This is a genomic window from Rothia sp. P7181, from assembly GCF_048513015.1.
Classification (GTDB): Bacteria; Actinomycetota; Actinomycetes; order Actinomycetales; family Micrococcaceae; genus Rothia.
In genome coordinates, this window is sequence record NZ_JBLXXZ010000002.1 from 42,563 (window position 1) to 63,941 (window position 21,379).

General features: G+C 46.2%; 17 protein-coding genes. 4 read left to right on the plus strand and 13 right to left on the minus strand.

The annotated features are described in order from the left end of the window. Positions 1-130: 130 nt before the first annotated feature. The 3 genes from ACN08Z_RS01550 to galU all read right to left on the minus strand — a co-directional run bounded on the left by ACN08Z_RS01550 (position 131) and on the right by galU (position 3,830). Positions 131-1,789: a CYTH domain-containing protein gene (locus tag ACN08Z_RS01550; RefSeq protein WP_419102877.1), complete on the minus strand. Its 1,659-nt coding sequence runs from the start codon at positions 1,787-1,789 to the stop codon at positions 131-133. Positions 1,790-1,905: 116 nt separating this feature from the next. Further along, positions 1,906-2,793, minus strand: coding sequence for a hypothetical protein (locus tag ACN08Z_RS01555; protein ID WP_419102878.1), 888 nt, complete (start codon positions 2,791-2,793; stop codon positions 1,906-1,908). Positions 2,794-2,936: 143 nt separating this feature from the next. After that, positions 2,937-3,830: a UTP--glucose-1-phosphate uridylyltransferase GalU gene (galU, locus tag ACN08Z_RS01560; RefSeq protein ID WP_419102879.1), complete on the minus strand. Its 894-nt coding sequence runs from the start codon at positions 3,828-3,830 to the stop codon at positions 2,937-2,939. 169 nt (positions 3,831-3,999) lie between these two features. On the opposite strand from galU, the gene ACN08Z_RS01565 reads away from it, so the two are divergent. Next, complete coding sequence (locus ACN08Z_RS01565; RefSeq protein ID WP_419102880.1) at positions 4,000-4,602, plus strand: 5-formyltetrahydrofolate cyclo-ligase; 603 nt, start codon at positions 4,000-4,002, stop codon at positions 4,600-4,602. A 39-nt stretch (positions 4,603-4,641) separates the two neighbouring features. Next, positions 4,642-4,827, plus strand: a complete 186-nt coding sequence (locus ACN08Z_RS01570) for an FmdB family zinc ribbon protein (RefSeq protein WP_419102881.1) — start codon at positions 4,642-4,644, stop codon at positions 4,825-4,827. A gap of 55 nt (positions 4,828-4,882) precedes the next feature. Here ACN08Z_RS01570 and ACN08Z_RS01575 read toward each other — a convergent pair whose 3' ends face one another. The 5 genes from ACN08Z_RS01575 to ACN08Z_RS01595 all read right to left on the minus strand — a co-directional run bounded on the left by ACN08Z_RS01575 (position 4,883) and on the right by ACN08Z_RS01595 (position 12,032). Continuing rightward, positions 4,883-5,092 (minus strand): hypothetical protein, encoded by a 210-nt coding sequence (locus ACN08Z_RS01575; protein ID WP_419102882.1) that lies wholly within the window; start codon positions 5,090-5,092, stop codon positions 4,883-4,885. A gap of 7 nt (positions 5,093-5,099) precedes the next feature. Then, the gene (locus tag ACN08Z_RS01580) at positions 5,100-9,005 is read right to left on the minus strand and encodes a DNA helicase (RefSeq protein WP_419102883.1); all 3,906 of its coding nucleotides are present in this window, start codon (positions 9,003-9,005) and stop codon (positions 5,100-5,102) included. Between the two features lie 78 nt (positions 9,006-9,083). Continuing rightward, the gene (locus ACN08Z_RS01585) at positions 9,084-9,539 is read right to left on the minus strand and encodes a hypothetical protein (RefSeq protein WP_419102884.1); all 456 of its coding nucleotides are present in this window, start codon (positions 9,537-9,539) and stop codon (positions 9,084-9,086) included. Then, positions 9,539-10,303 (minus strand): MurR/RpiR family transcriptional regulator, encoded by a 765-nt coding sequence (locus ACN08Z_RS01590; RefSeq protein ID WP_419102885.1) that lies wholly within the window; start codon positions 10,301-10,303, stop codon positions 9,539-9,541. Before ACN08Z_RS01590 ends, ACN08Z_RS01585 begins: the two co-directional genes overlap by 1 nt. A gap of 106 nt (positions 10,304-10,409) precedes the next feature. Next, positions 10,410-12,032, minus strand: a complete 1,623-nt coding sequence (locus ACN08Z_RS01595) for an alpha-glucoside-specific PTS transporter subunit IIBC (RefSeq protein ID WP_419102886.1) — start codon at positions 12,030-12,032, stop codon at positions 10,410-10,412. A gap of 261 nt (positions 12,033-12,293) precedes the next feature. On the opposite strand from ACN08Z_RS01595, the gene ACN08Z_RS01600 reads away from it, so the two are divergent. Together ACN08Z_RS01600 and ACN08Z_RS01605 are read left to right on the plus strand one after the other, a co-directional pair. Next, positions 12,294-13,130 carry an endonuclease/exonuclease/phosphatase family protein gene (locus tag ACN08Z_RS01600; RefSeq protein ID WP_419102887.1) on the plus strand — a complete coding sequence of 279 codons (837 nt, stop codon included), beginning with the start codon at positions 12,294-12,296 and terminating at the stop codon, positions 13,128-13,130. A gap of 58 nt (positions 13,131-13,188) precedes the next feature. Further along, complete coding sequence (locus ACN08Z_RS01605) at positions 13,189-14,907, plus strand: alpha-glucosidase (RefSeq protein ID WP_419102888.1); 1,719 nt, start codon at positions 13,189-13,191, stop codon at positions 14,905-14,907. A 230-nt stretch (positions 14,908-15,137) separates the two neighbouring features. Here ACN08Z_RS01605 and guaA read toward each other — a convergent pair whose 3' ends face one another. The 5 genes from guaA to guaB form a co-directional block, all read right to left on the minus strand. Continuing rightward, complete coding sequence (gene guaA / locus ACN08Z_RS01610; protein WP_419102889.1) at positions 15,138-16,727, minus strand: glutamine-hydrolyzing GMP synthase; 1,590 nt, start codon at positions 16,725-16,727, stop codon at positions 15,138-15,140. A 155-nt stretch (positions 16,728-16,882) separates the two neighbouring features. Then, positions 16,883-17,437 (minus strand): DUF3817 domain-containing protein, encoded by a 555-nt coding sequence (locus tag ACN08Z_RS01615; protein WP_419102890.1) that lies wholly within the window; start codon positions 17,435-17,437, stop codon positions 16,883-16,885. Further along, entirely contained in the window at positions 17,424-18,440 is a 1,017-nt protein-coding gene (locus ACN08Z_RS01620; RefSeq protein WP_419102891.1) for an SURF1 family protein, read from the minus strand. Before ACN08Z_RS01620 ends, ACN08Z_RS01615 begins: the two co-directional genes overlap by 14 nt. A gap of 82 nt (positions 18,441-18,522) precedes the next feature. Beyond that, positions 18,523-19,641, minus strand: a complete 1,119-nt coding sequence (locus ACN08Z_RS01625; protein ID WP_419100817.1) for a GuaB3 family IMP dehydrogenase-related protein — start codon at positions 19,639-19,641, stop codon at positions 18,523-18,525. 73 nt (positions 19,642-19,714) lie between these two features. Further along, on the minus strand, positions 19,715-21,232 hold the full coding sequence (guaB, locus tag ACN08Z_RS01630; RefSeq protein ID WP_419102892.1) for an IMP dehydrogenase: 1,518 nt from the start codon (positions 21,230-21,232) through the stop codon (positions 19,715-19,717). Positions 21,233-21,379 lie beyond the last annotated feature (147 nt).

Consider the following 21,379-nt stretch of genomic DNA (forward strand, 5'->3'; position numbering starts at 1 on the left):
TCTTTTTTAACTGTCTTAACATGCAAAATGAGCCGTTGAAAACAACACCAGAAAATATACGCATCAGGTAGTTTTTCAACGGCTCACAGGGTGAAGAACCTCCCCCCCCTCCCGATAGGAGGAAGAAAAATCAGGACTTCTTCTTAAATTTCAGTTTCTTCAGCTCCAACATCAACTCAGGAATACGAGAAAGTTCCTTTGCACGAAGCTGAACAATACGAGCATCACAGCCACCTAATAAATACCCGATAGCAAGACGATCATTCTGACGACGAGTCGCACGACGCAAAGCAACCTCTAGCCACGTTGCAATGACTTTTTCATCAGAAAGAATCGACAAAGAATCATAGAAGCCATCACACATGCGCCATAATTTCTGCTCAGAAGTATTGAGTGGCATCCCAGCAGATTCAAAAGCATCCAAACAGTACTTTGCTCCTTGACCAGCACGTCGAATCTTGAAAAGTAACGTATCGCTCTGCTCAGCAGAAACCACCTCATCTACTGAAGGCTTCCATATATGACGATACTCTTTACCGACATATGCACGAAGAGCTTTCCGCAAGTGCTGAGCAACTTTACGAGTATATTCGTCAGAATCTTCAGGAAGCTGCACAAGAGCTTTGAGATTATTCATCAAGTACACTAAATCTTTTCTCAGCTGAAGATACTCTGGAGAGTCAAGAACACGAATTAAAGCCTTTGACGCAACCTCGCTATCGGAGCTCAGGTATTCGTCAAGCTCCCGACGTGCGGTCTCACTAATAAGCCCCGGGCGAGTGTCAACAGACCACATAAAGGTTGTCAAAATCTCAATATCCCGCGCAGAGGCAAGACCTCCCATCAGATGCTTCAGATAACGAATATCGTCTTGAACTTTTTGGCAAGACGTATCATCACTGATATAGGGCAACACTGCATAGCGCAAAATCGCCTCAACTTGGCGAGCACTCTTTCTCATACCGTGCACTGCATCAGGTGCATCAGAACGCAGTTTCATTTCCCAAATCATCAAGTCTGAGGTTAAAGAGTGAAGAATCTGACGTAAAAATTTCTGAGAACTCTTCGGCCGAGACGTTTTCTTCTTAGACTTCTTCTTCGCTGCAGAAGAGGCTGTCGTGTTCTTTGTAGAGGCACAACCTTCTAGACCTTGACGTCTCGCTTCAAAACATTCATCTTTACCCAGTGCACGAGCAATCTTTGCAGTAGATTTTGAAAGAGTGATACCTAGATTGGTGAAGATAACTTCACAAGCAGTAAAAATATCTGCGGGGCTGACAAGCCCCGAATCAAGTAGTTCAACTTCCCATTCTGTCCAAGAACGTTCAATATCCGTCGAAAAATCTAGTGCACGGACTTTGTCTTTGCAGATTTCGGCAACTTTAGTTCCCTCAGCGTCCACCAATACTGTACGTTCACGTTCTGTCGCAAGAGAGACTGTCTCGTATAAGTCATCACCCAATGTCACGGCACGCACAAACTTATTGACAGCGGCAGGCATACGCTGGTGGTCTGCCAGTAGTGAGAACCCTATTTCGTGGCGGGCTCCAGCACGGTCGTCAAATTTAATATGCCATCCCTGGTCGTATCCGCCAAGACGGCGACGTAAAGCGACCATATTACGACCTAAGTCAGCGTCTTGAGTGTCAAAATATGTTGCTTCGAGGTGCTCGGTGATACTTTCAGAGACCTCAAGATTTTCCAGAACATTCCAATCGATAGGAGCAATATCTGCTTGGGGGTCAGCCAGCTCATATTTACGTTCTACTTCTAAATGATGAGTTGCCATCGGATCATAGACTCCTGAGTCAGGGGAAGTTAAAAGTAAGGAATAGCACCGTTATTTTCTTGTCTATAACGGACAACACCCACTATCAAAATCATAGCGGGTGTTGGTTCAAAATATTAGGCTCTACGCCGTTTAAGAATCTCGTCTAAGGTCTCTGTAGCTCCGCGCAGTTGCTGAGCTCGTGCCAAGGACTGTGTCTGGCTTTTAGGATATGAAGGTTTCTTGAACGGTTGTGGCTGTTCCCGTTGGACAACAGGAACTTGCAAGTACGTAGGAATGGGTGTTGGTGTTGGCTCCCACGAAGAAACCGCTGGTTCAAAAGGTGGGTCTAGTTTTTCTTTATCAACCAAAATACCGTGTGCAGTGCCCTCAAGCTGAGGACGTTTCGAGGTGTCTTGAGTGCGTAGATAACGTAAAGATTTCGCAGCGTACACGCTAGGTTTTTGGCCTTGACGAGAGACAGGCTTTACCCGTCGTGGTGACGGTGAAGCAGCTGTTGCTGCCGGTGTAGAAGAACTGCACTTTGCCGCAGGAGAAACAGCAGGTTTTCTCTTCTCCAAAATAACAGGAGAGCTAACTGCCGAAGATTGTGTACGTTGTTTTCTACGTTTTTGAGCGTCTCGTATGGCGAAGAATCTCAACGTTGAGATACAGCTCAAAGAACAGAAGAAGGAGATTCCTCCGATGAGCCACGATCCACTTCCCAGGAGGGCGAGAAGGGCTTCTCCTAGAGAAAAGAGGAAGAAAGCTACAGCCATCACAAAAATGATAATGCGCCCATAACGCAAAGTGTAGGTTGATGCACTTTCAGTTGGGGTCCGAGGTGCAGAAGTTAATGTTGGAGACGGCTGTGAGGTTGCATCAAGGCATACATCGTGAGCATAGCGTTCTGCAGAAATCATCGTTGTCAGAGCTTTTCTGTTCAGCATACGAGGCACCGCAAAAATAAGCAGTACTGCAAGAATGACTAAGGCGCTGGTTGCGCCCAAACCACTAAGCTCCATAGTCCACCTCAACAGACCAGCTATCACGTGTTACACCGACGAGATAAATGGTTCTAAAACTTTTTACGTAGATACTAAGAATACGTTATATAACCGCTGGGGAACGTGTAATACACGTTCCCCAACAGCACTAAAATGTATTTTTATTTATTTTTGACGAAGTCTTTGAGCCAGCCGAGAAGATCTGCACCGAGGTCTTCACGTTCGGAAGCAAGAATAACATTCGCTTTAAGATAGCTGAGCTTATCGCCAGTATCGAAACGACGTCCTTTGAAGACAACACCGTAGACGCCTTCAGATTCATCTGCAGCGAGAGTCTGCAAAGCATCGGTAAGCTGAATTTCGTTGCCACGACCAGGTGCAGTATTCTCAAGAACTTCAAACACCTTAGGGCTTAGAACATACCGACCAATGACAGCATAGTTTGAGGGTGCGTCTTCGGCAGAAGGTTTCTCAACAAGTTCAGAAACCTTGAAGAAATCTTCGCCTTCTACCTGCTCAATAGCGGCAGCACCATATGCAGAAATCTGTTCACGTGGAACTTCCATTAGTGCAACAACAGATCCCCCAGTCTTCTGCTGCACTCGAACCATTTCAGATAGTAAATCTTCTTTTTCGTCGATGAGGTCATCACCCAGAAGAACTGCAAAAGGTTCGTCTCCGACGTGGACTTTAGCACGCAACACTGCATGCCCTAGGCCTTTCGGATCGCCTTGGCGAACATAGTGCAATTCTCCAAGGTCATTAGAATCAAGAACAGTTTTCAGCAAGCTATCCTTGCCTTGCTCAGCGAGCTGAATTTCAAGGGTCGGAACACGGTCAAAATGGTCCTCTAACGCTCGCTTGTTACGTCCTGTAATCATCAAAACATCGTTAAGCCCAGCTTTAACAGCCTCTTCAACAACATATTGAATTGCAGGGCGATCTACTACAGGAAGCATCTCCTTAGGAGTTGCTTTAGTTGCGGGAAGGAAGCGAGTGCCTAGACCGGCTGCAGGTATTACTGCCTTTGTGATAGTTTTTTTCGGGTCAGTCATAAATACAACAATACTCTAAGACCGTCGTCTCTTGCAGAAAATGACGAGAGAAAAAATGGCGACAAAACGTTAAAACTATTTCATCACATGAACCTAACAATGAGGACAAGAATATCTTTATGATGGGATAGATATTTTCTATCATTTGTTCTTTCTTCACATTATGAATATGCCTTTTCAACAACACCACTTAGCTGCACACAAAGCAGAACTACGCTCAAAACTCAGGGAACAACGCCGAAATTTTTCGACACGTCACGAAGCTCAAAAAAAATTAGATCATCATCTCAACAAACTCGTTGAAAGTTTGGCCTTACCACAAAACTCAATCATTGCAGCTTTTTTACCTTTGCCCACAGAACCACCTATCATTCAAGGTTTAAAAACCCTAAATAACCGCGGGCACACTATTATTGTCCCGATAACAACACCACAGAAAGCTCTCCTATGGGCTCCGTGGACACCTCAAAGCACCCTACGCACCAATGCTTTAGGAATATCAGAGCCATCTCCTCCATATCAAACATCACAGGCTTTCTATGATGCACAGCTACGACTTATACCTGCGCTAGCTATAGGAGCAGACGGGCGTCGCCTCGGACAAGGTGGAGGATACTATGACAGGCTCCTAGAACAGGACCCCACACCAGAAAAGAACTACGGAACAACCTATTCTTGGGAGATACTCCCCTCTGTCCCAGCAGAGCCATGGGACGCAAAGTTGTTCCATGCCCTCACCGAAAATGGTCTTCACAAATTATCCGTGCAGTAGAATATTCCACGACACATAGACTATTTTGAGGAGAACCCCATGCCGGTTTATCAATACCAGTGCAAAAACTGCGAATACCTTTTTGAAGAACACCAATCGTTCACAGACAAACCACTCACGACCTGCCCTCAATGCAAGGCTGAACAGCTACGGAAAAAATATGGAACAGTAGGAGTAGTCTTCAAAGGCTCAGGTTTTTATACTAACGATAAGAGCAGTTCCTAAAAATATAAGATGTGGGGAGGGACAACGTGATGTGAGCGTTGTCTCTCCCCACATCTTAGATAGACGACCTAAAATCGTGGTGAGGAGGACGTTGTTCTTTCAACCACTGGGCACGAGAATCTTCTTCAGAAGAAACATCCTGGGTTTCCTCAGCCGATTTCAGAACACCTAATATTGTGGGCTCTTCACCGTACGAAGGGTCACCAGAGACCACCCGACGGTGCCCACGCCGTTTTTTAGGAGTTGAAGAATACTGCTCCGCCATAAAAATATTATTCGTCCTCTACACCAAGATACCGGCACATCCGTTCAGCCACCGCATGAGGGTCTGAGAAAACTTCTATAGTCCACAACGTCATATAGTTCCATCCAGTACGAGCTAAACGATCTGGCAGAAGACGAGTTCGTTCTCGAACGCTCATGCTAGCAAACTCGTCAGAACCATCAGAACAAGCAGCAAGAGGAAAATTCAACGCAACAGCCTCTTGAGAGTTTCCGCTCTTACGGCGGCGAGGGCTAGGTGTAGAACCTGCCATCAACGACTCATGCTCAGAATAAGCAACCAACGAAATACCTTGCGTTCCATGCTCACGCAAATGTACACCACGGTTTCCTAAACGACGTACCATATCATTCAGTAACCAGTCCCCCATATCAATTGCCTCAATATCGGCGTTACGGAGAAACTCATTCTGAGGGATTCTATCGGTAATAGTTGCAGTCTGCTCTTCGTGACGAATCTTCTGCCAGTTTTCGTGCTCCCGCAACATCTTATAGAGATCTAAAGCCCCATACTCAAGCAATGCCGGATCGAGATCTTCGATAGAAACGCAGGACATTAAACGGGTCAGGTGACGTGCACGAGTCATCCCTAGTACAAAATATTCACGACCATGAGGTTCAGAAAGCTGACCAAGTTTATGGTTCACAACCCCGTTATGACCTTTGCCCGTACCGAGAGAGAAAATAACAACGTCACGTTCAAGTCCTGAAGCTCTCGACAAATCTACAACACGGAATGGTTCACCGTGCTGGGCGTTGTTGAAGAAAGGTAGCATCTGCGGATATTGAACGAGCAAAGAACGCACAGCTTCGGCAATACGACGCGCATGACGAGTACTCGCTGTCACCACTGCCAAAGACTGATTAGGGTTCTTATACGCATGTTCAAGGACACGTTTAGCGACGCTATCAACCTCAACAGCAGGAGAATCAAGATTTGAGTTATCACTAATCTTTCCAGTAGCGTCAATATACTCAGCGATGAAGGCAGGAATGTCCTCAGATATTTCTTCACCCCAAGGGTAGAAGTTCAAAGCACCAGAATAAAAATTATCATTCAAGTAGCTGAATACTGCCGGATCAACAGTCCGCTCAGAAAGAAGAGCTAAAGTCCGTGCAGGGAGAATCTTCGAAAGCGCATTATAAGTACTCTCAATTTTTGGGTTCTTCTCCAAGGGAGCATTCTTTGCCACAGCAGAAACCATGAACGGTGCAGGGAAACCGCTGTGGGGGTCCCCAATAGCAATAACCTGTTCGGTCCTAATGATAGCCGGAAGGTTTGCTGCTAATGGGGTCGATTCTGCGTCAAGAAGAATCACCGCATCAAAACGCACCGTATTAGCAAGTCTGCGAGTCAGTGCAAACGGGCTCGACGTCCATAATGGGTACAGGGCATGAACGAGCGTACTGGAATGTTTGAGAACCGCATCAAAATCAAAGTGATGTCCACGAAGCTGGCTCTTCAGATACGCTGCAGCATCAGGATCTGCAGCAATACGATTATTCCAAATATCTCGGATAGAAGAACCTAGTCGCGCCGGAGTTGCCGCAATATGAGCTTGATCAGCGGTACGGAACTCTTCTTCAAGAATTCTCAAGCTATCGCCATCAAGAATTTCAATCTCATCGCTATCCAACATTTTTTCAAGAGCGCTCTGCCACCAAGCAAGTTCAAGTTCTGCACTAACATGTTCTGCTGGAACTTGGCGTTTGAGGAGGTCTGCAAGAAATTCTTCTAGGCCCAGTTCGTAGAGTTCACGGCGAATTTCTTCGCGTTCAGGCAAGGTATATAGTAGCTCCTCGTCGGCGTCTAGCATGGTCAGACGTTCAAGAAGAACACTATATTCAGTGTTTAAAAAGTCATTTCCGTCGGGGTGGTCTTCTAGAACGATGGCAAGACCCGAGAACTCATCTGCTAACTCCGCAAGTTGTTCTTGTAAACGTGTTAGGTTCGCAGGAACCTGTGGTTCACGAGGAGAAACAGCACGTGCAATCCATTCTTCTCGTTCTTGTTGAACGATGAGAAGATTCTCGTGTAGGTCGTTAATATGCACGCCAGGAACAATATATTCTTTCGCCGCTTTGCGAAGACGAGAGCGTTGAATACTGCTCATTTCTATACCGTGTTCACGACGCCATGCGCTGCTTGCGGTAGCAGCAATAAGGTCAGTCACTGGGCGGTCATAAACATCTACACGAAACTTTGTAAGAGTCTGACGAATGCGTTCTAGGAGTTGAAGTTGAGCGTCCCATTCATGGTAGCTTTCTCCCATGCGCAAACCGGTTTGTTCGCTTAGCTGGCTCATCTTCGCGTGCATTGATTGCAGAGAATCTATCAAAGATTTTACGAGACGGTGCGCAGCTTTACATTCTTCTTGATCATAGAGTTTTGCCCGATGCCAAGAAGACAGCAAAGTAGAAGGACGGAACGCGCGTAGTTGCGCAAAACGTTCTATTTTCTCCGTAATTTTTGCGCGATGAGAGAGTGCATCCATGACGTGACGGTTGAAGCGAACCGTCGTAGTAGGTGCAGGATTTTGCGTCATTAAAGCGGCAAGGGTCTGCAACGCATCGTACACTGAACAACCCCAACGTGATTCCGTAAATTTGAGGGAGTTTGTGTGAGAAATAAGTTTATTGCGAGAGGAAACGAGTCGCTCGTACACATCGCTCATATTCGGGCAAGCTGCGTTCTCATTGCGAATAATGGCTTGTACCAGAAGTTCTCGCAACTCTTCTGAAGAATGTTCCTTCAAAAGATCAAAAGTGAATTGGTCAAGGCCAATATTTTTCAGAAGTGACGCAAAGTTTTCAACGGTTGAACTACGCTCCCCCACAACTAGAACAGATTTACCGTCGTGGATAAGAGTTGTAGCAATATTGGTTGCCATCTGTAGCGGCTCGGTACCAGATGGTGCTGTAACAACCAGAGAATGTCCAGAACGCGCCAAGTCAATAATTTCTTGGGCCGAGGAATCAGCGTCAAAAGCTAACATCTCGCTATGGGGTGCTCTCTGATCAAGGGGAGCTGCAGAATTGTTAACAAAGACTTCTGGGCGTGTAGTGTCTTCAGGCTCTAACGCAAGTTTTGCCAGTTTACGAACAAGAGGTGTGAAAGAGTCTTCCGGAAGTTCTGCCGCATTTTCCTTGATGTCAGCAAATGTAGAAATAAGATATTTTGACTCAATCAACATTCCAGGAACGTGGCCGGTGCTGGTGCGCATACGGTCAATCACAGGTTCCGGGTCAAGTTTTGACATAGAGTTTGCTAATTGCGCAACATCCATAGAACCAAGGTCAATACCGTATTCTTTATGGATTTGACGCACCATAGCAGGGTTTAATTTCGCTGATCCCGATAGACGGATTTCAAAATCTTCACTGGTTGGGTGAGGTGTGATGACAATAGGAGTCAAAAGAACTGGCGCAATAAAACGTTTTTCTGGTGCACCTTGAGCATGGTGAACATCTCGAGAAAGCCAGGAAGCAGTACCTGCAGCAAAATAACCAGCAGAAAGCCCGTGCTGGTTTTCAAGCTCAAAGATTTTACTACGTAAAGCTTGAGCTGCACGCATAGCAGATTCACGTTTGTTTTTATCACGAATAATCGTAGAAAGTCGTGTTTTACGCCCCATCATCAGCTGAGCTAAGCCTGAGGGGTTAGCATCAGTAATGTCGATATGGACATAATCAATCTGATTAAAGTCAAGGAGTGCATCTGGACCGGTGTAAAGGTCCATTTGGCGGTTCCACGTTTCTAACCCTTTTTCATAGTCGAGAATCTCTACGACGTTCTCAAGTTGTTCACTCACTGAGGGTGCAGAGGTTCCTAAGGCGCTACTACCGGCAGATTCCCAAGATTGAGCCGGTTGAGGGGTAGCTGATTGTTCGTTCACGAATGAAAGCTCTTTCGATACTGTTTAGGGTGCGGTTTTACTCTAGTTATCCATCATACGGGTCAAGGCCCTCAGGAGTTAAGCCATCGACAAGTTCCAATAAGAAATCATCACCAAAACTGTCAAAACAGAAATCAATGCCATGCCTGCCCAAAGAATCCATCGTTGAGGTGTAGAACATGCTGCAGGAAGAGCACCCCAACGAGAACGAGTGAAGAAAAATGCTAAGAAAACACCCAAGAGGTTTCCTACGAGAAGTTGCTGAACCATTGCAAAAATACCAAAGTTACGTTCAACATAGTCCCCCTCATCTTTGATGAGGTTAAGGAGGCCTGCTAAGAGGATAGTCATACAGGCGATAAGAAAAGTTACCGCAATCAACGGCGCGTTAAGAACTTCTTCTAACGGTAATTGAGTTTGGGAGCTGAGTAAAAAAGTGTATAGAAAATAGCACAGTGGAGAAATAATCCAATACCAAAATAAGTATTTTTTGGTGGAGTCGGGGTCGTTAAGCCGGTACAGAATACTATTCACTATTGATCCTCTGTGTCTAAGAAATTCATGTATTGCCGAACGATATAGTCTAGTAGAACGCTCAACGCAACAAAAGAATGATAGGGGTGTTTGCTATGGTCACCAATATGAGTGGGAGTTGCTTCATAGCGCAAAGAATAGGTTGCATGAGATGAAATGTAGTTCAGACTTTGAGCTGTAATTGCAAGCATCGGAATCTTGCGTGAGGAAAGAGCATTGATTGTTTCTTGTACAGATTCCGTATTACCAGAGAGCGATACCACAATGACGAGGTCGTCGGTGGTCATACTCGAAATACTTCCAGCAAATTCATTTTTAGCAGGAATAACATGCGCAAATTTTCCGCATACTAATAAAGATTTAGAAAACTCTTGAATAGCGTTTCGTTGAGCGTATCCGGTACCAAAACAATACACGGTACGGGCACGATGAATATGGCTCAAAATATCTTCTAAATCGGTGTTTTGAAGTGTTTCAAGAGTCTTCATAATGTCTTCAACGCCGGAGCTCACAAAGTCTACAGGACGTTCAGAGGCCGTATTCAACGAGTTTTTGATGAAATACTTTAGCTCTGTAAAACCTGAGAAGTTCAGTTTTTTGGTCAGCCGAATAATACTCGAAGTAGACGTATACGTACGATGCGCTAAAGAGTTAATAGTCGACTCTGCAACAAATTCTTCATGCGTTAACATGAAGGCAAGAATTTCACGTTCAGTATTGCTGAGGTGATGCTGATGCGCGTTAACTATTGTCTGAAGATCCACGAAGGCTCCTGAGCCGAAAGATGATGTACCTATCTCTAGATAATACATGTGTATTCGGTTCAGGAGCCTTCCTCATCTCAAGAGAATGTCATATGACGTGTTCTCTTTATGATGGTTCGTTCACCATGGTTTCGAAACGGTCTCGAACCTGTGGGACATCCATCCCAACAATAACCTGTAAGGCTTTACCCTTATTGACAAGGCCAAGGGCACCAGCAGATTTGAAATCTGCTTCAGAACCTACAAGTTCTGGGTTCTCTACCGAAACGCGCAGACGCGTAGCACAGTTGTTGACGGAAGTGATGTTTGAAGCCCCGCCTAAGAGTGCTAAGAAGTCTGTTGCACGTTGAGTATAAGAATCAGTAGTAACAGCTACCGTTGATTCTTCAGCAGAAGCTTTAAGAGTTCCTTCTTTCTTCGCTTGGCGGTACTCAGCTTTAGAATACAACTTAGCTTCTTTTCCGTCTTCTTCACGGCCAGGAGTCTTGAAATTGAACTTGATAATCAAGAAACGGAAGATGAAGAAGTACAACGCGGTGAAGCACAGACCAATCACGATTTGAGCAACATAGGTTGGCCAGTGATTTGCCCACAAGGGAACCCAGTTCTGGAAGACAAAGTCGATTAAGCCGCCGCCCATGTTGCCGGATAGTCCGAAGAAGTACATGGTTGCAGACATGGTCGCCGCAAGAATTGCGTGTACCAAGAACAGAGGAGGAGCAAGGAACAAGAAGGTAAATTCTAGAGGCTCTGTAATGCCGATAAGCATCGCGGTGAGGCAGACAGGAACCAATAGCGTCATGAGTTCTTTTCTCTTCTCTTTACGTGCTGTGACGTAGAATGCGGCAGCAATACCGATAGGAGCAAAGACTTTCGAGTTACCGTGAAGTGCAAATCCGCCACCGGGGAAAAGTTCATTCAACGGTGCAGAAGACTGGGAGTACTCGTTAAGGTGGGCTACCCAGTGCTTGATAATTCCGTCAGGAACCACTGCTGGGCCAAAAATAAAGGGGGTATAAATGAAGTGGTGCAAGCCCGTAGGAATCAAGATACGCTCAAGGAAGGTGTATAGCCAAACACCAAAGACGCCGGTGCTCAGGAAGAACCCTTGCATAGAACCAATTGCATGCTGAACGGAAGGCCAGATAAGGCAGAACACTAAGGCTACCGGCATCATCAAGAAGAAGCCAAGAGCATATACCCATTGTGTTCCTTGGAAAATACCGAGGAAGTCGGGGAGCTTAGTGTCGAAATAACGGTTGTGAAGCCACACGACAATAGCAGAAATGATAATAGCGCCGAAGATACCAGTATCGAGAGTCTTAATACCGGCAATCATCTTCAATCCAGTGCCAGCTGCACCTTGGGAAAGATCAACATCATAATCAACGTTGAACGCAGGGCCCCAAATAGAAAGAATTGTTGCGATGAAGTAATTGAAGGTCAGGTATACCATCGCAGCTTCAAGTACTGCACGAGCATTAGCGGTCTTTGCTAATGCGATGGGCAGACCCAAGACGAAGAGTAGTTCCATCTGGTTGAAGACGGTCCATGCGCCAGACTCCCATACAGACCAGAAGTTGTACCAGCCAGTGCCTTCAGCAGCGATTGAGCCAAGAAGTTGCTCATTCTTGCAGATAATTGCGATGCCAACGACAAGACCAGCAAAAGCAAAGAGGAGGACGGGGGCAAGCATTGCCGAGCCGAACCTCTGGATTTTCTCCATCATTAGAGAATCCCTTTCACCGTAATTGAATGTATATGTAATGGATGTGTTTGTTTTACACCACACTATATGTGTATTAGTACGCTAAAAACATACTTCTTTGAGAGAAGAAGCACTTCTGGTACGTTTTTCAGAAACTGGAAAGAAATTCCATGAGATGGAAAAAGTTCCTCTCGCTGAGTTATAAAAACTATCGCTTTTCGTCAAAAGTACTTTTAGGATTTTTCATAAGACCGTACCCAAACACACCAAAGGTTTTAGCTCTTGAAGATTTTGACGCTTAATACACATAGCTGGCTAGAACTTCATCAACTCCACAAGATACGAGTCCTCGCAGACTTCATCTTGTCAGAAGATATCGACATTATCGCGTTACAAGAGGTCAACCAGCTCATCAAAGCACCTTTTGTTGAGACAGACCATTTATATCGCCCACTCACAGAACGCCCTATCACCTTTGATAATTTTGCACTCTTGCTGGCACAATTCCTCCAAGAAGACGGAAGAACCTATTACTGGAGCTGGGCAGAGTCCCACGAAGGATGGGGAATCTACGACGAAGGTGTAGCGCTCCTGAGCAAACACCCCTTCAATACACTGCACACCGTGCACATGAGCGACCCGCAATACGACTATAAAAATGTGTACCGTCGTTGCGCTCTAGCAGCATGTATCAATATCAATCAACAAGACTTCTGGTTCGCTAGTACACACATGAATTGGTGGGAAAGAGAAGGAAAACAGCTCTTCCGCCACGATTTTGATGCACTTAACCAACAACTTCAAGCCTTAGCCCATCATAGCCCCATCATCCTCGCCGGAGATTTTAATAATGATGCAGGTATCCCCGCAGAAGGATACGCACAAATGCTCGAGGCGGGGTGGGCCGATACTTACACTCAGGCAAAACACGTTGACGGAGAATACACCGTTCATAAAAATATTGCAGGATGGGAAAATTCGACGGAGGCTAAACGTATTGATTTCATCCTGACCAAGGGATTGAACGCTCCAGTATTACGCCACCGAGTAGTCTTTGCCGATAACACTCCAGAAGCTATCTCTGATCATTCTGGAGTTCTCGTAGAGATAGCTCTCTAACATTCAACATGTTCCATAGTCCCCCAACCATCACCCACTTATTCTTAAGGAGTTCTCCATGAGTTCAGCAGCACGTACTTGGTGGAAAGAAGCTGTCGTATACCAGATTTGGCCACGTTCTTTCCAAGACTCTAATCATGACGGTATCGGCGATCTTCCCGGTATCACACAACGCCTTCCATACCTTGCACAACTAGGAATTAACGTCATCTGGCTTTGCCCGATATTTTCTTCCCCCAACGATGACATGGGGTATGACATCTCCGATTATCAGGGCATTATGGATGAGTTTGGCACGATGGAAGATTTTGATACTCTCGTTGAGACCGCCCATAGCCTCGGTATTAAGATTCTCTTAGATATTGTCGTCAACCACACCTCCGATGAACACGAGTGGTTTAAGCAATCTCGCTCTAGCCGAGAGAACCCCTACCGTGATTACTACTATTGGCGTGACTCTTCAGGTGTTGACGAAGACGGCAACCCACTACCTCCAAACAACTGGGGCTCAGAATTTGGGGGGCGCGCTTGGGAATACGATGAACACACCGATCAATGGTATCTACACATCTTCTCCAAGAAACAGCCCGACTTGAACTGGGAGAATGAAAAGGTTCGTGAAGAAATCTACACCATGATTAACTGGTGGCTCGATAAAGGACTCGACGGTTTCCGCCTCGACGCTATCAACATCATCTCTAAACCAGAGGGGCTACCAGATGACCCCAATATTGACTTCGATAAGCATGGTTCATCTATCCCGTTCGTGGTCAAAAACGGTACCAAAGTGCACCAGTGGATGCACGAACTTAATCTCAAAACCGCAGCGAACTATGATGTAATGACCGTCGGAGAGATGTCTCAAACCTCAGCAGAAGACGCCGTACAATTTGCGGGATTTGATACTGAAGAGCTCAACATGATTTTCCATTTTGAGCATATGGGTGTAGATACAGACCCCGCCACCGGTATGGGCAAGTGGTCTATCAAACCCTACGATCTCGTTGACCTTAAAGAAGTTCTTAATACGTGGCAGACCACATTACAAGGACGAGCTTGGGGATCATTGTACTGGAATAACCATGACCAGCCTCGACTGATTTCTCGCTTCGGTGATGATTCACCACAGTGGCGTGTGCTCTCAGGCAAAATGTTAGCGACAACTCTTCACGGTATGCAGGGCACCCCCTATATCTATCAGGGGGAAGAGTTCGGTATGACAAACGTCCAATTTGAAGAGATTAACGACTATCGAGATCTCGATTCGTTGAATCTCTACGAAGATATGGTCGTAGAACGTGGCAACCTTAGTCACGACGCGTGTATGGAACTCATCTACGCTAAAGGACGAGATAACGCGAGAACCCCCGTGCAATGGGATGCAAGCGATAACGCAGGCTTTAGCGCCGTAGAACCGTGGATTAAACTTAACCCTAATTACCAGAACATTAACGCAGCAGAAGCTCTTGCTGATAGTGATTCTCTGTTCTATCACTATCAAAAGCTCATTCAGCTACGTCGTGGTGAGCTCAAAGACCTTCTTGTGTATGCAGATTTTATTCCTCTTGATGTTGAGGATGCTCAGGTTTATGCCTATGAGCGTCATGCACAAGATGGTTCTAAGCTACTTGTTATCTCGAATTTCACCGATCAACAGCTCACTCGTGAATATGAGCTACTAGATCAAGGCGAATTAGTACTTTCAAACTATGAGGACGATATGCGTCAAACATTACGTCCTTATGAATCGAAGATGTACCGCATAAACGCATCCTAAAAAAGAACATACATGGATATCTGAGGTTTGCCCGAGATCCTCACAATGAGGCGAACTCTTATATACGTTTGGCTCATCGGCTTACAAAAATATCGTGGTATGCGTAGCTTCTGCGCATACCACGATATTTTTCTATTCACTCAGACATTTCGGTTTAAAGAATACTTTGCTTAAAGAAGAAACGTCTTCTTGAACCATGCGTTAACAAGTTCAAGAAGACGTTGAGGGGTTTATTCCCACTCAATAGTTCCTGGAGGCTTTGAAGTAACGTCCAGAACGACACGGTTCACTTCAGAGACTTCATTAGTGATACGGTTCGAGATTTTCGCTAATACGTCATACGGTAGACGAGACCAGTCGGCGGTCATAGCATCTTCGGAGGATACGGGGCGTAGCACGATGGGGTGACCATAGGTACGGCCGTCACCTTGCACGCCGACAGAACGAACATCGGCAAGAAGCACAACGGGGCACTGCCAGATTTCATCGTCAAGGCCAGCATTTGTGAGCTCTTCACGAGCAATAGCGTCTGCAGCTCGTAGAATCTCTAAATTCTCGTATGTTACTTCACCAACAACGCGGATACCCAGGCCGGGGCCGGGGAAGGGTTGACGAGCCACAATCTTTTCGGGAACACCCAGCTCACGGCCGATAGCACGAACCTCATCTTTGAAGAGGGTACGTAAAGGTTCGACCAGTTCAAAGGTCATGTCTTCAGGTAGGCCGCCTACGTTATGGTGAGACTTAATATTTGCGGTACCTTCTCCCCCACCTGATTCAACAACGTCAGGGTAGAGAGTTCCTTGTACTAAGAATTTAATATCGCTGCCATCATCGTGTGCCTGTTCAATCAGTTGACGCTGTGCAACTTCAAAAGAACGAATAAACTCACGACCGATAGCTTTACGCTTCGTTTCAGGGTCGCTGACACCAGCAAGAGCGTTGAGGAAGCGTTCGGACTCATCAATGGTAATGACCTTGATACCCATAGTGCTAGCGTAGTCATTTTCGACTTGTTCGCGTTCGCCCTGTCGTAAGAGTCCATGATCAATAAAGAAACAAGTCAGTTGGTCGCCTACTGCTTTATGTACTAGTGCCGCTGCTACAGAAGAATCAACACCACCGGATAGGGCGCAGATAACGCGGTCTTTACCGACCTGCTCACGAATCTTCGCTACTTGTTCTTCAATGATGTTACCGGTAGACCAAGTCTTCTTTAGTCCTGCAATGTTGAAGAGGAAGTTCTCAAGCGCAACCTGACCATAATCAGAATGTTTGACTTCGGGGTGCCACTGGACGCCACCAAGTTTACGGTCTTCATCCACCATTGCGGCAACAGAAGCGCCAGGTGTCTGCGCAAGTACGGTGAAGCCTTCAGGTGCTTGTGATACAGAGTCGCCGTGGGACATCCAGACGTTCTGAGTTGTTGGGGTTCCGGTAAGGAAGGAAGAGTTTTCAGCGCACACTGATGCATCAGTTGCGCCATATTCGCGAAGCCCTGTTTGGGCGACAGTTCCGCCAAGGGTCTGTGCCATCACCTGGAAGCCATAGCAAATACCAAAGATGGGAATACCCGACTCGAAGAGTGCGATATCGCCCTTAGGAGCGCCTTCTGCATATACCGAAGAAGGACCACCAGAGAGAACAAGAGCAGCTGGGTTCTTAGCTAGAATCTGCTCGGTTGGCATAGTATGCGGAACAATTTCGGAATAAACACCGGCTTCACGAACGCGACGAGCAATAAGCTGCGCGTACTGAGCACCGTAGTCAACCACCAAAACTGGACGCTGTTCTAGCTCCGTATGAGATGTGTTGGTCACGAGTCACCTTAACAGTTGATATGAGGAACTTTTCCACCGAGAAGGCAGAAAAAGCGAAGAATATATCTTCATTCTAAAACACAATGTTCAGATACCGGCAATAATCTATCCGGACAAGAGCAAAGGGAATATTTATCACTACCGGTGTTGATGTGTTAGTAACGTTTTGTGGCTTGCGGATTTGCCCGCAGTAACGCTAAAGTCTCACGGTGAATACGGCTCTCCACAATAAATGAGAGGAAAGGAACGACACCGCCTAATGCCATCACAATAAGTTGTGGTAGTGCCCAACGCATCAAAAGCCATAGGCGGAAACAAGAGAAAAGATATACAACATAGAACCATCCGTGGATAATCAGAATCCATGTTGAGATGTTAATTCCTCCCACCAAGTTATCTGTTTCAAGGTTCAGTAAGCCTAAGGGAACACTCTGACCAGTGTGTGCGTCTTGAGCGCCCATCACAAGGTCAAAACGGAAAACATAACGAGTAATCATCTCGAGAACGAGCAGGAGAAGGAACGTACCAGAAATCCACGCGCACCATTTATAAAAGGTCAGGGAAGATCGAATCTGAGATTCTGTTCCACCGAATTTTTTGCGGATAGTAAATCCACCTTTACCGTCAGCTGTGCCTTGTCCGGTAAGCACCACTTTTTTGCCGTCTTGACGTTCTTGAGGTTTCTGAGGTGACGAGTCATGATGATGCATGTTTATTCGTTCTTTCTTCTAGTATCTGTTGCTGTGAAATATCGTCAAAAAAGTAGTATTGTTCTTCGGCTGGATCCCAGTAATAGTATCTTCCGGAGTCTTCATCTAACCAATACTGTCCCTCATATTCAAAATATTCAGCAGGGTCTTGAGCTTTTTCATAAGAGTCTTTAAGCATCCGCCACCAGAGGAAGAACGCAAAACCAGCAAAAACAAGCCACTCCAGCGCATAAAAAATATTTAACCAGTTCACATCTTCATGGGTCACTTGAGAAGCTCTCACCCCGTGTAAATCTCCAGTCTGCCCCACAATAGTAGCTGAGGATAGTAGCTTTCCTTCAGCATCCAAAGGAAGCGGAGTGCCTTGAGGTGTTTCAGCATCGGCAGTAATAATCGCACCGTAGAGGGGTATATCCCACAGGTTTGTCAGTTGAGCGCTAGCTGCAGTTCCAATCATACGCTGTGAAGTGATCTGTTCAGCAGAGTATTTCTGCTCGATATCTCGAGAATAATAAGGAGCATCATTAGAGACGATACGACCAATCACGGTAAGAGTGCCTTGAGGCTCTGCAGGAAGTGAGTCCTTGGCAGTCCATGCTCGTGCAATAGCAAGAGCTCGAGGTTCAGAATCTGTTGCAGGTGTTGTTTCGGGAAGGAAAGCACTCACTACCCAATATCCTTGGCGTCCCTCATTAAGTTTATCGGTGACCAGATAGGAAGAACCTGCAATATAGTGACCAGTCACCTTAACCATATGGTCAGAGTTCTCAATAGTTAACGGTTCATGTGCTGAAAGAAATTTTTCCCAAGGCTGCACAATTTCTTTGGCGGGATCAGCGGTGCGTTGGCCCCAAGTTGCGGAGGAAAGCTGCCAGTGGCTGAGCAACACAAAACCCGTACTCAAGGCAATCACCAGAAGTAAACTGGCAATCCATCGAGGAGTAAAAGCTAATTTCAACACGATATCTACCCTATAACGTTTGATATCAAAAAGCTCTGACACCACCGCCACTATCGGTGATGTCAGAGCGTTCTTTAAGGCTTATTGACGTGAAAACACGTTCCTTTATGTTAGGTGTCTATCCTTAGTCGGCTAGTACTAATTCGCTTCGTTGGAAAGATTTCACATCGGTAAAACCGCATGTTGCCATAGCCCGTCGCAAAGCACCAACAATATTGGATGTGCCATCAACGTGATGGGAAGGACCATACAAGACTTCTTCGAGAGTACCAACCGTACCGAGGTTTGTGCGAATACCTCGAGGGAAGTTCACTGAATGAGCCTCATTGCCCCAATAGAGTCCGCGGCCAGGTGCTTCACTTGCGCGTGCGAGAGGTGCACCAATCATCGCAGCATCTGCGCCAAGAGCAAGAGCTTTAACGAGGTCCCCTGAACGTCCAAGTTCTCCATCAGCAATGACGTGTACATAGCGTCCGCCAGATTCATCAAGGTAACGAGAACGTGCAGCTGCCACATCAGCAATAGCTGTGGCCATAGATGCCTGAATGCCTAGACCACGTCGAGTGGTCATCGATGAGCCTCCACCAAACCCAACAAGAACACCTGCCGCACCCGTTCTCATCAGGTGCAACGCTGGAGTATACCCAGCTACACCACCAACAATCACCGGAACGTCAAGTTCGTAAATAAACTTTTTAAGGTCGAGCGGTTCACGGTTTTCTGAAACATGCTCAGCAGAAACAGTAGTCCCGCGAATCACAAAAATATCGACACCAGCGTTAACAACAGTTTCGTAGAACTCTTGAGTATGTTGAGGAGTCAAAGAGCCTGCAACAATAACACCAGAATCACGAATTTCTGAAAGGCGTTTAGTAATCAGCTCAGCTTTAATAGGCTCAGCATAGATTTCTTGCATGCGGCGAGTAGCAGCAACAGGATCGTTAAGCTCTAAAGAAGTAATCTCATCCAAATAAGGTTGAGGGTTCTCATAGCGTGTCCACAATCCCTCAAGGTTTAAAACGCCTAATCCACCCAAACGTCCCAACGCGATAGCAGTTTGCGGAGACATCACCGAGTCCATCGGTGCACCGATTAGGGGTGTTTCGAAGGTAAAAGCGTCAATACGCCATGAGGTACTCACGTCTTCAGGGTCGCGAGTACGACGAGAAGGTACTAGAGCAACATCGTCGAGCTTATAGGTGCGACGAGCCCGTTTTGATAAACCAATTTCGATATCGGACATGGTTCGTTCCTTTCGTTAGAGGCAATACCCCAGCAAGCGCATAACGCTTATGGGGTATACCACGCCGAATGATTTAGCGACGGTAGTTTGGTGCTTCAACCGTCATCATAATGTCATGAGGGTGAGACTCTTTGAGTCCTGCGGGGGTGATACGCACAAACTTACCCTCATATTTCAATTCTTCAATGGTGCGAGCACCAACATAGAACATTGTCTGACGTAGACCGCCTTCAAGCTGATGCAAAACAGAGCCGACACGACCGCGGAAAGGAACACGTCCTTCAATACCTTCAGGAATAAGTTTCTCTTCAGAAGAAACATCCGCTTGGAAATAACGGTCTTTCGAGTAAGACTTGTGGCGTCCACGAGAAACCATTGCGCCTAAGGAACCCATACCTCGATATGCTTTGAATTGTTTGCCATCAACAAAAATTAGGTCGCCAGGAGATTCTGCGGTACCGGCAAGCATGGAGCCCATCATCACAGAATCAGCACCAGCAACAAGGGCTTTACCGATTTCACCGGAATGTTGCATACCGCCGTCAGCAATCAAAGGAACGCCTGCCGGAATAGCAGCCTTAGCAGCTTCGTTAATGGCTGTTACCTGCGGGACACCTACACCAGCAATAATGCGAGTAGTGCAAATAGAACCAGGGCCAACACCAACTTTAACGCCGTCTGCTCCAGCGTCAATAATGGCTTGTGCACCAGCACGGGTTGCTGCCTGTCCGCCGATGATATCGACGTGATCGGCAGCAGAATCTTTTTTAAGACGGGCAATCATATCGAGTACGCCTTGTGAATGTCCGTTAGCGGTATCGATAAAGAGTGCATCAACACCAGCTTCTACTAAGGTCATAGCTCGTTCGTAGCCGTCACCAAAGAATCCAACAGCCGCACCAACGCGAAGACGGCCTTCGTCGTCTTTGGTGGCGCGAGGGTATTGTTCTGTTTTGATAAAGTCTTTGACTGTGATCAAACCGGTCAATTTGCCGTTTTGATCAACAAGAGGCAGCTTTTCAATCTTGTTAGAAGCTAATAGGTTGTAGGCCTCTTCTTTGGACATCCCCTCATAGCCGGTGATTAGTGGCATAGGGGACATAATCTCACGAACGGTACGCTGTGAGTATTCAGATTCGGGTAAATAACGGATGTCACGGTTGGTGATGATACCGACCAAAATACCGTTTTCGTCAACGACGGGAAGTCCCGAAACTCGGAAGTGTCCGCACACGGCATCAAATTCTTCAATTGTTGCATCTGGACCGATAGTTGCGGGATTAGTAATCATTCCAGATTCGCTACGCTTTACACGGTCTACGTGAGTGGCTTGATCTTCAATGGAAAGGTTGCGGTGTAGTACGCCCAGTCCACCCAGACGAGCCATCGCAATAGCCATGTCAGATTCAGTGACGGTGTCCATCGCAGCAGAAATAATAGGAGTGTTCAGGGTGATACGCTTTGACAATTTTGTGGAGGTATCAGCATCTGCAGGGTTGACGTCGGTATTACCTGGTAGCAGAAGAACGTCGTCGTAGGTGAGGCCGGTGAAGCCAAAAGGATCTTCAGACAATGCGGTGGGCGTAGCCATGAACGAATCGGACCTTTCGGTTGTGAGAGTTATTCTCTGGAGGAAAGAGAAAAAGGTTATCCAATTGTTAATAGTAAACCCCAGAGGGTGTGAACCCTAATAGTTCCACGATAAAAAGGGTATACGTCTCACCGATTCAATATTTTC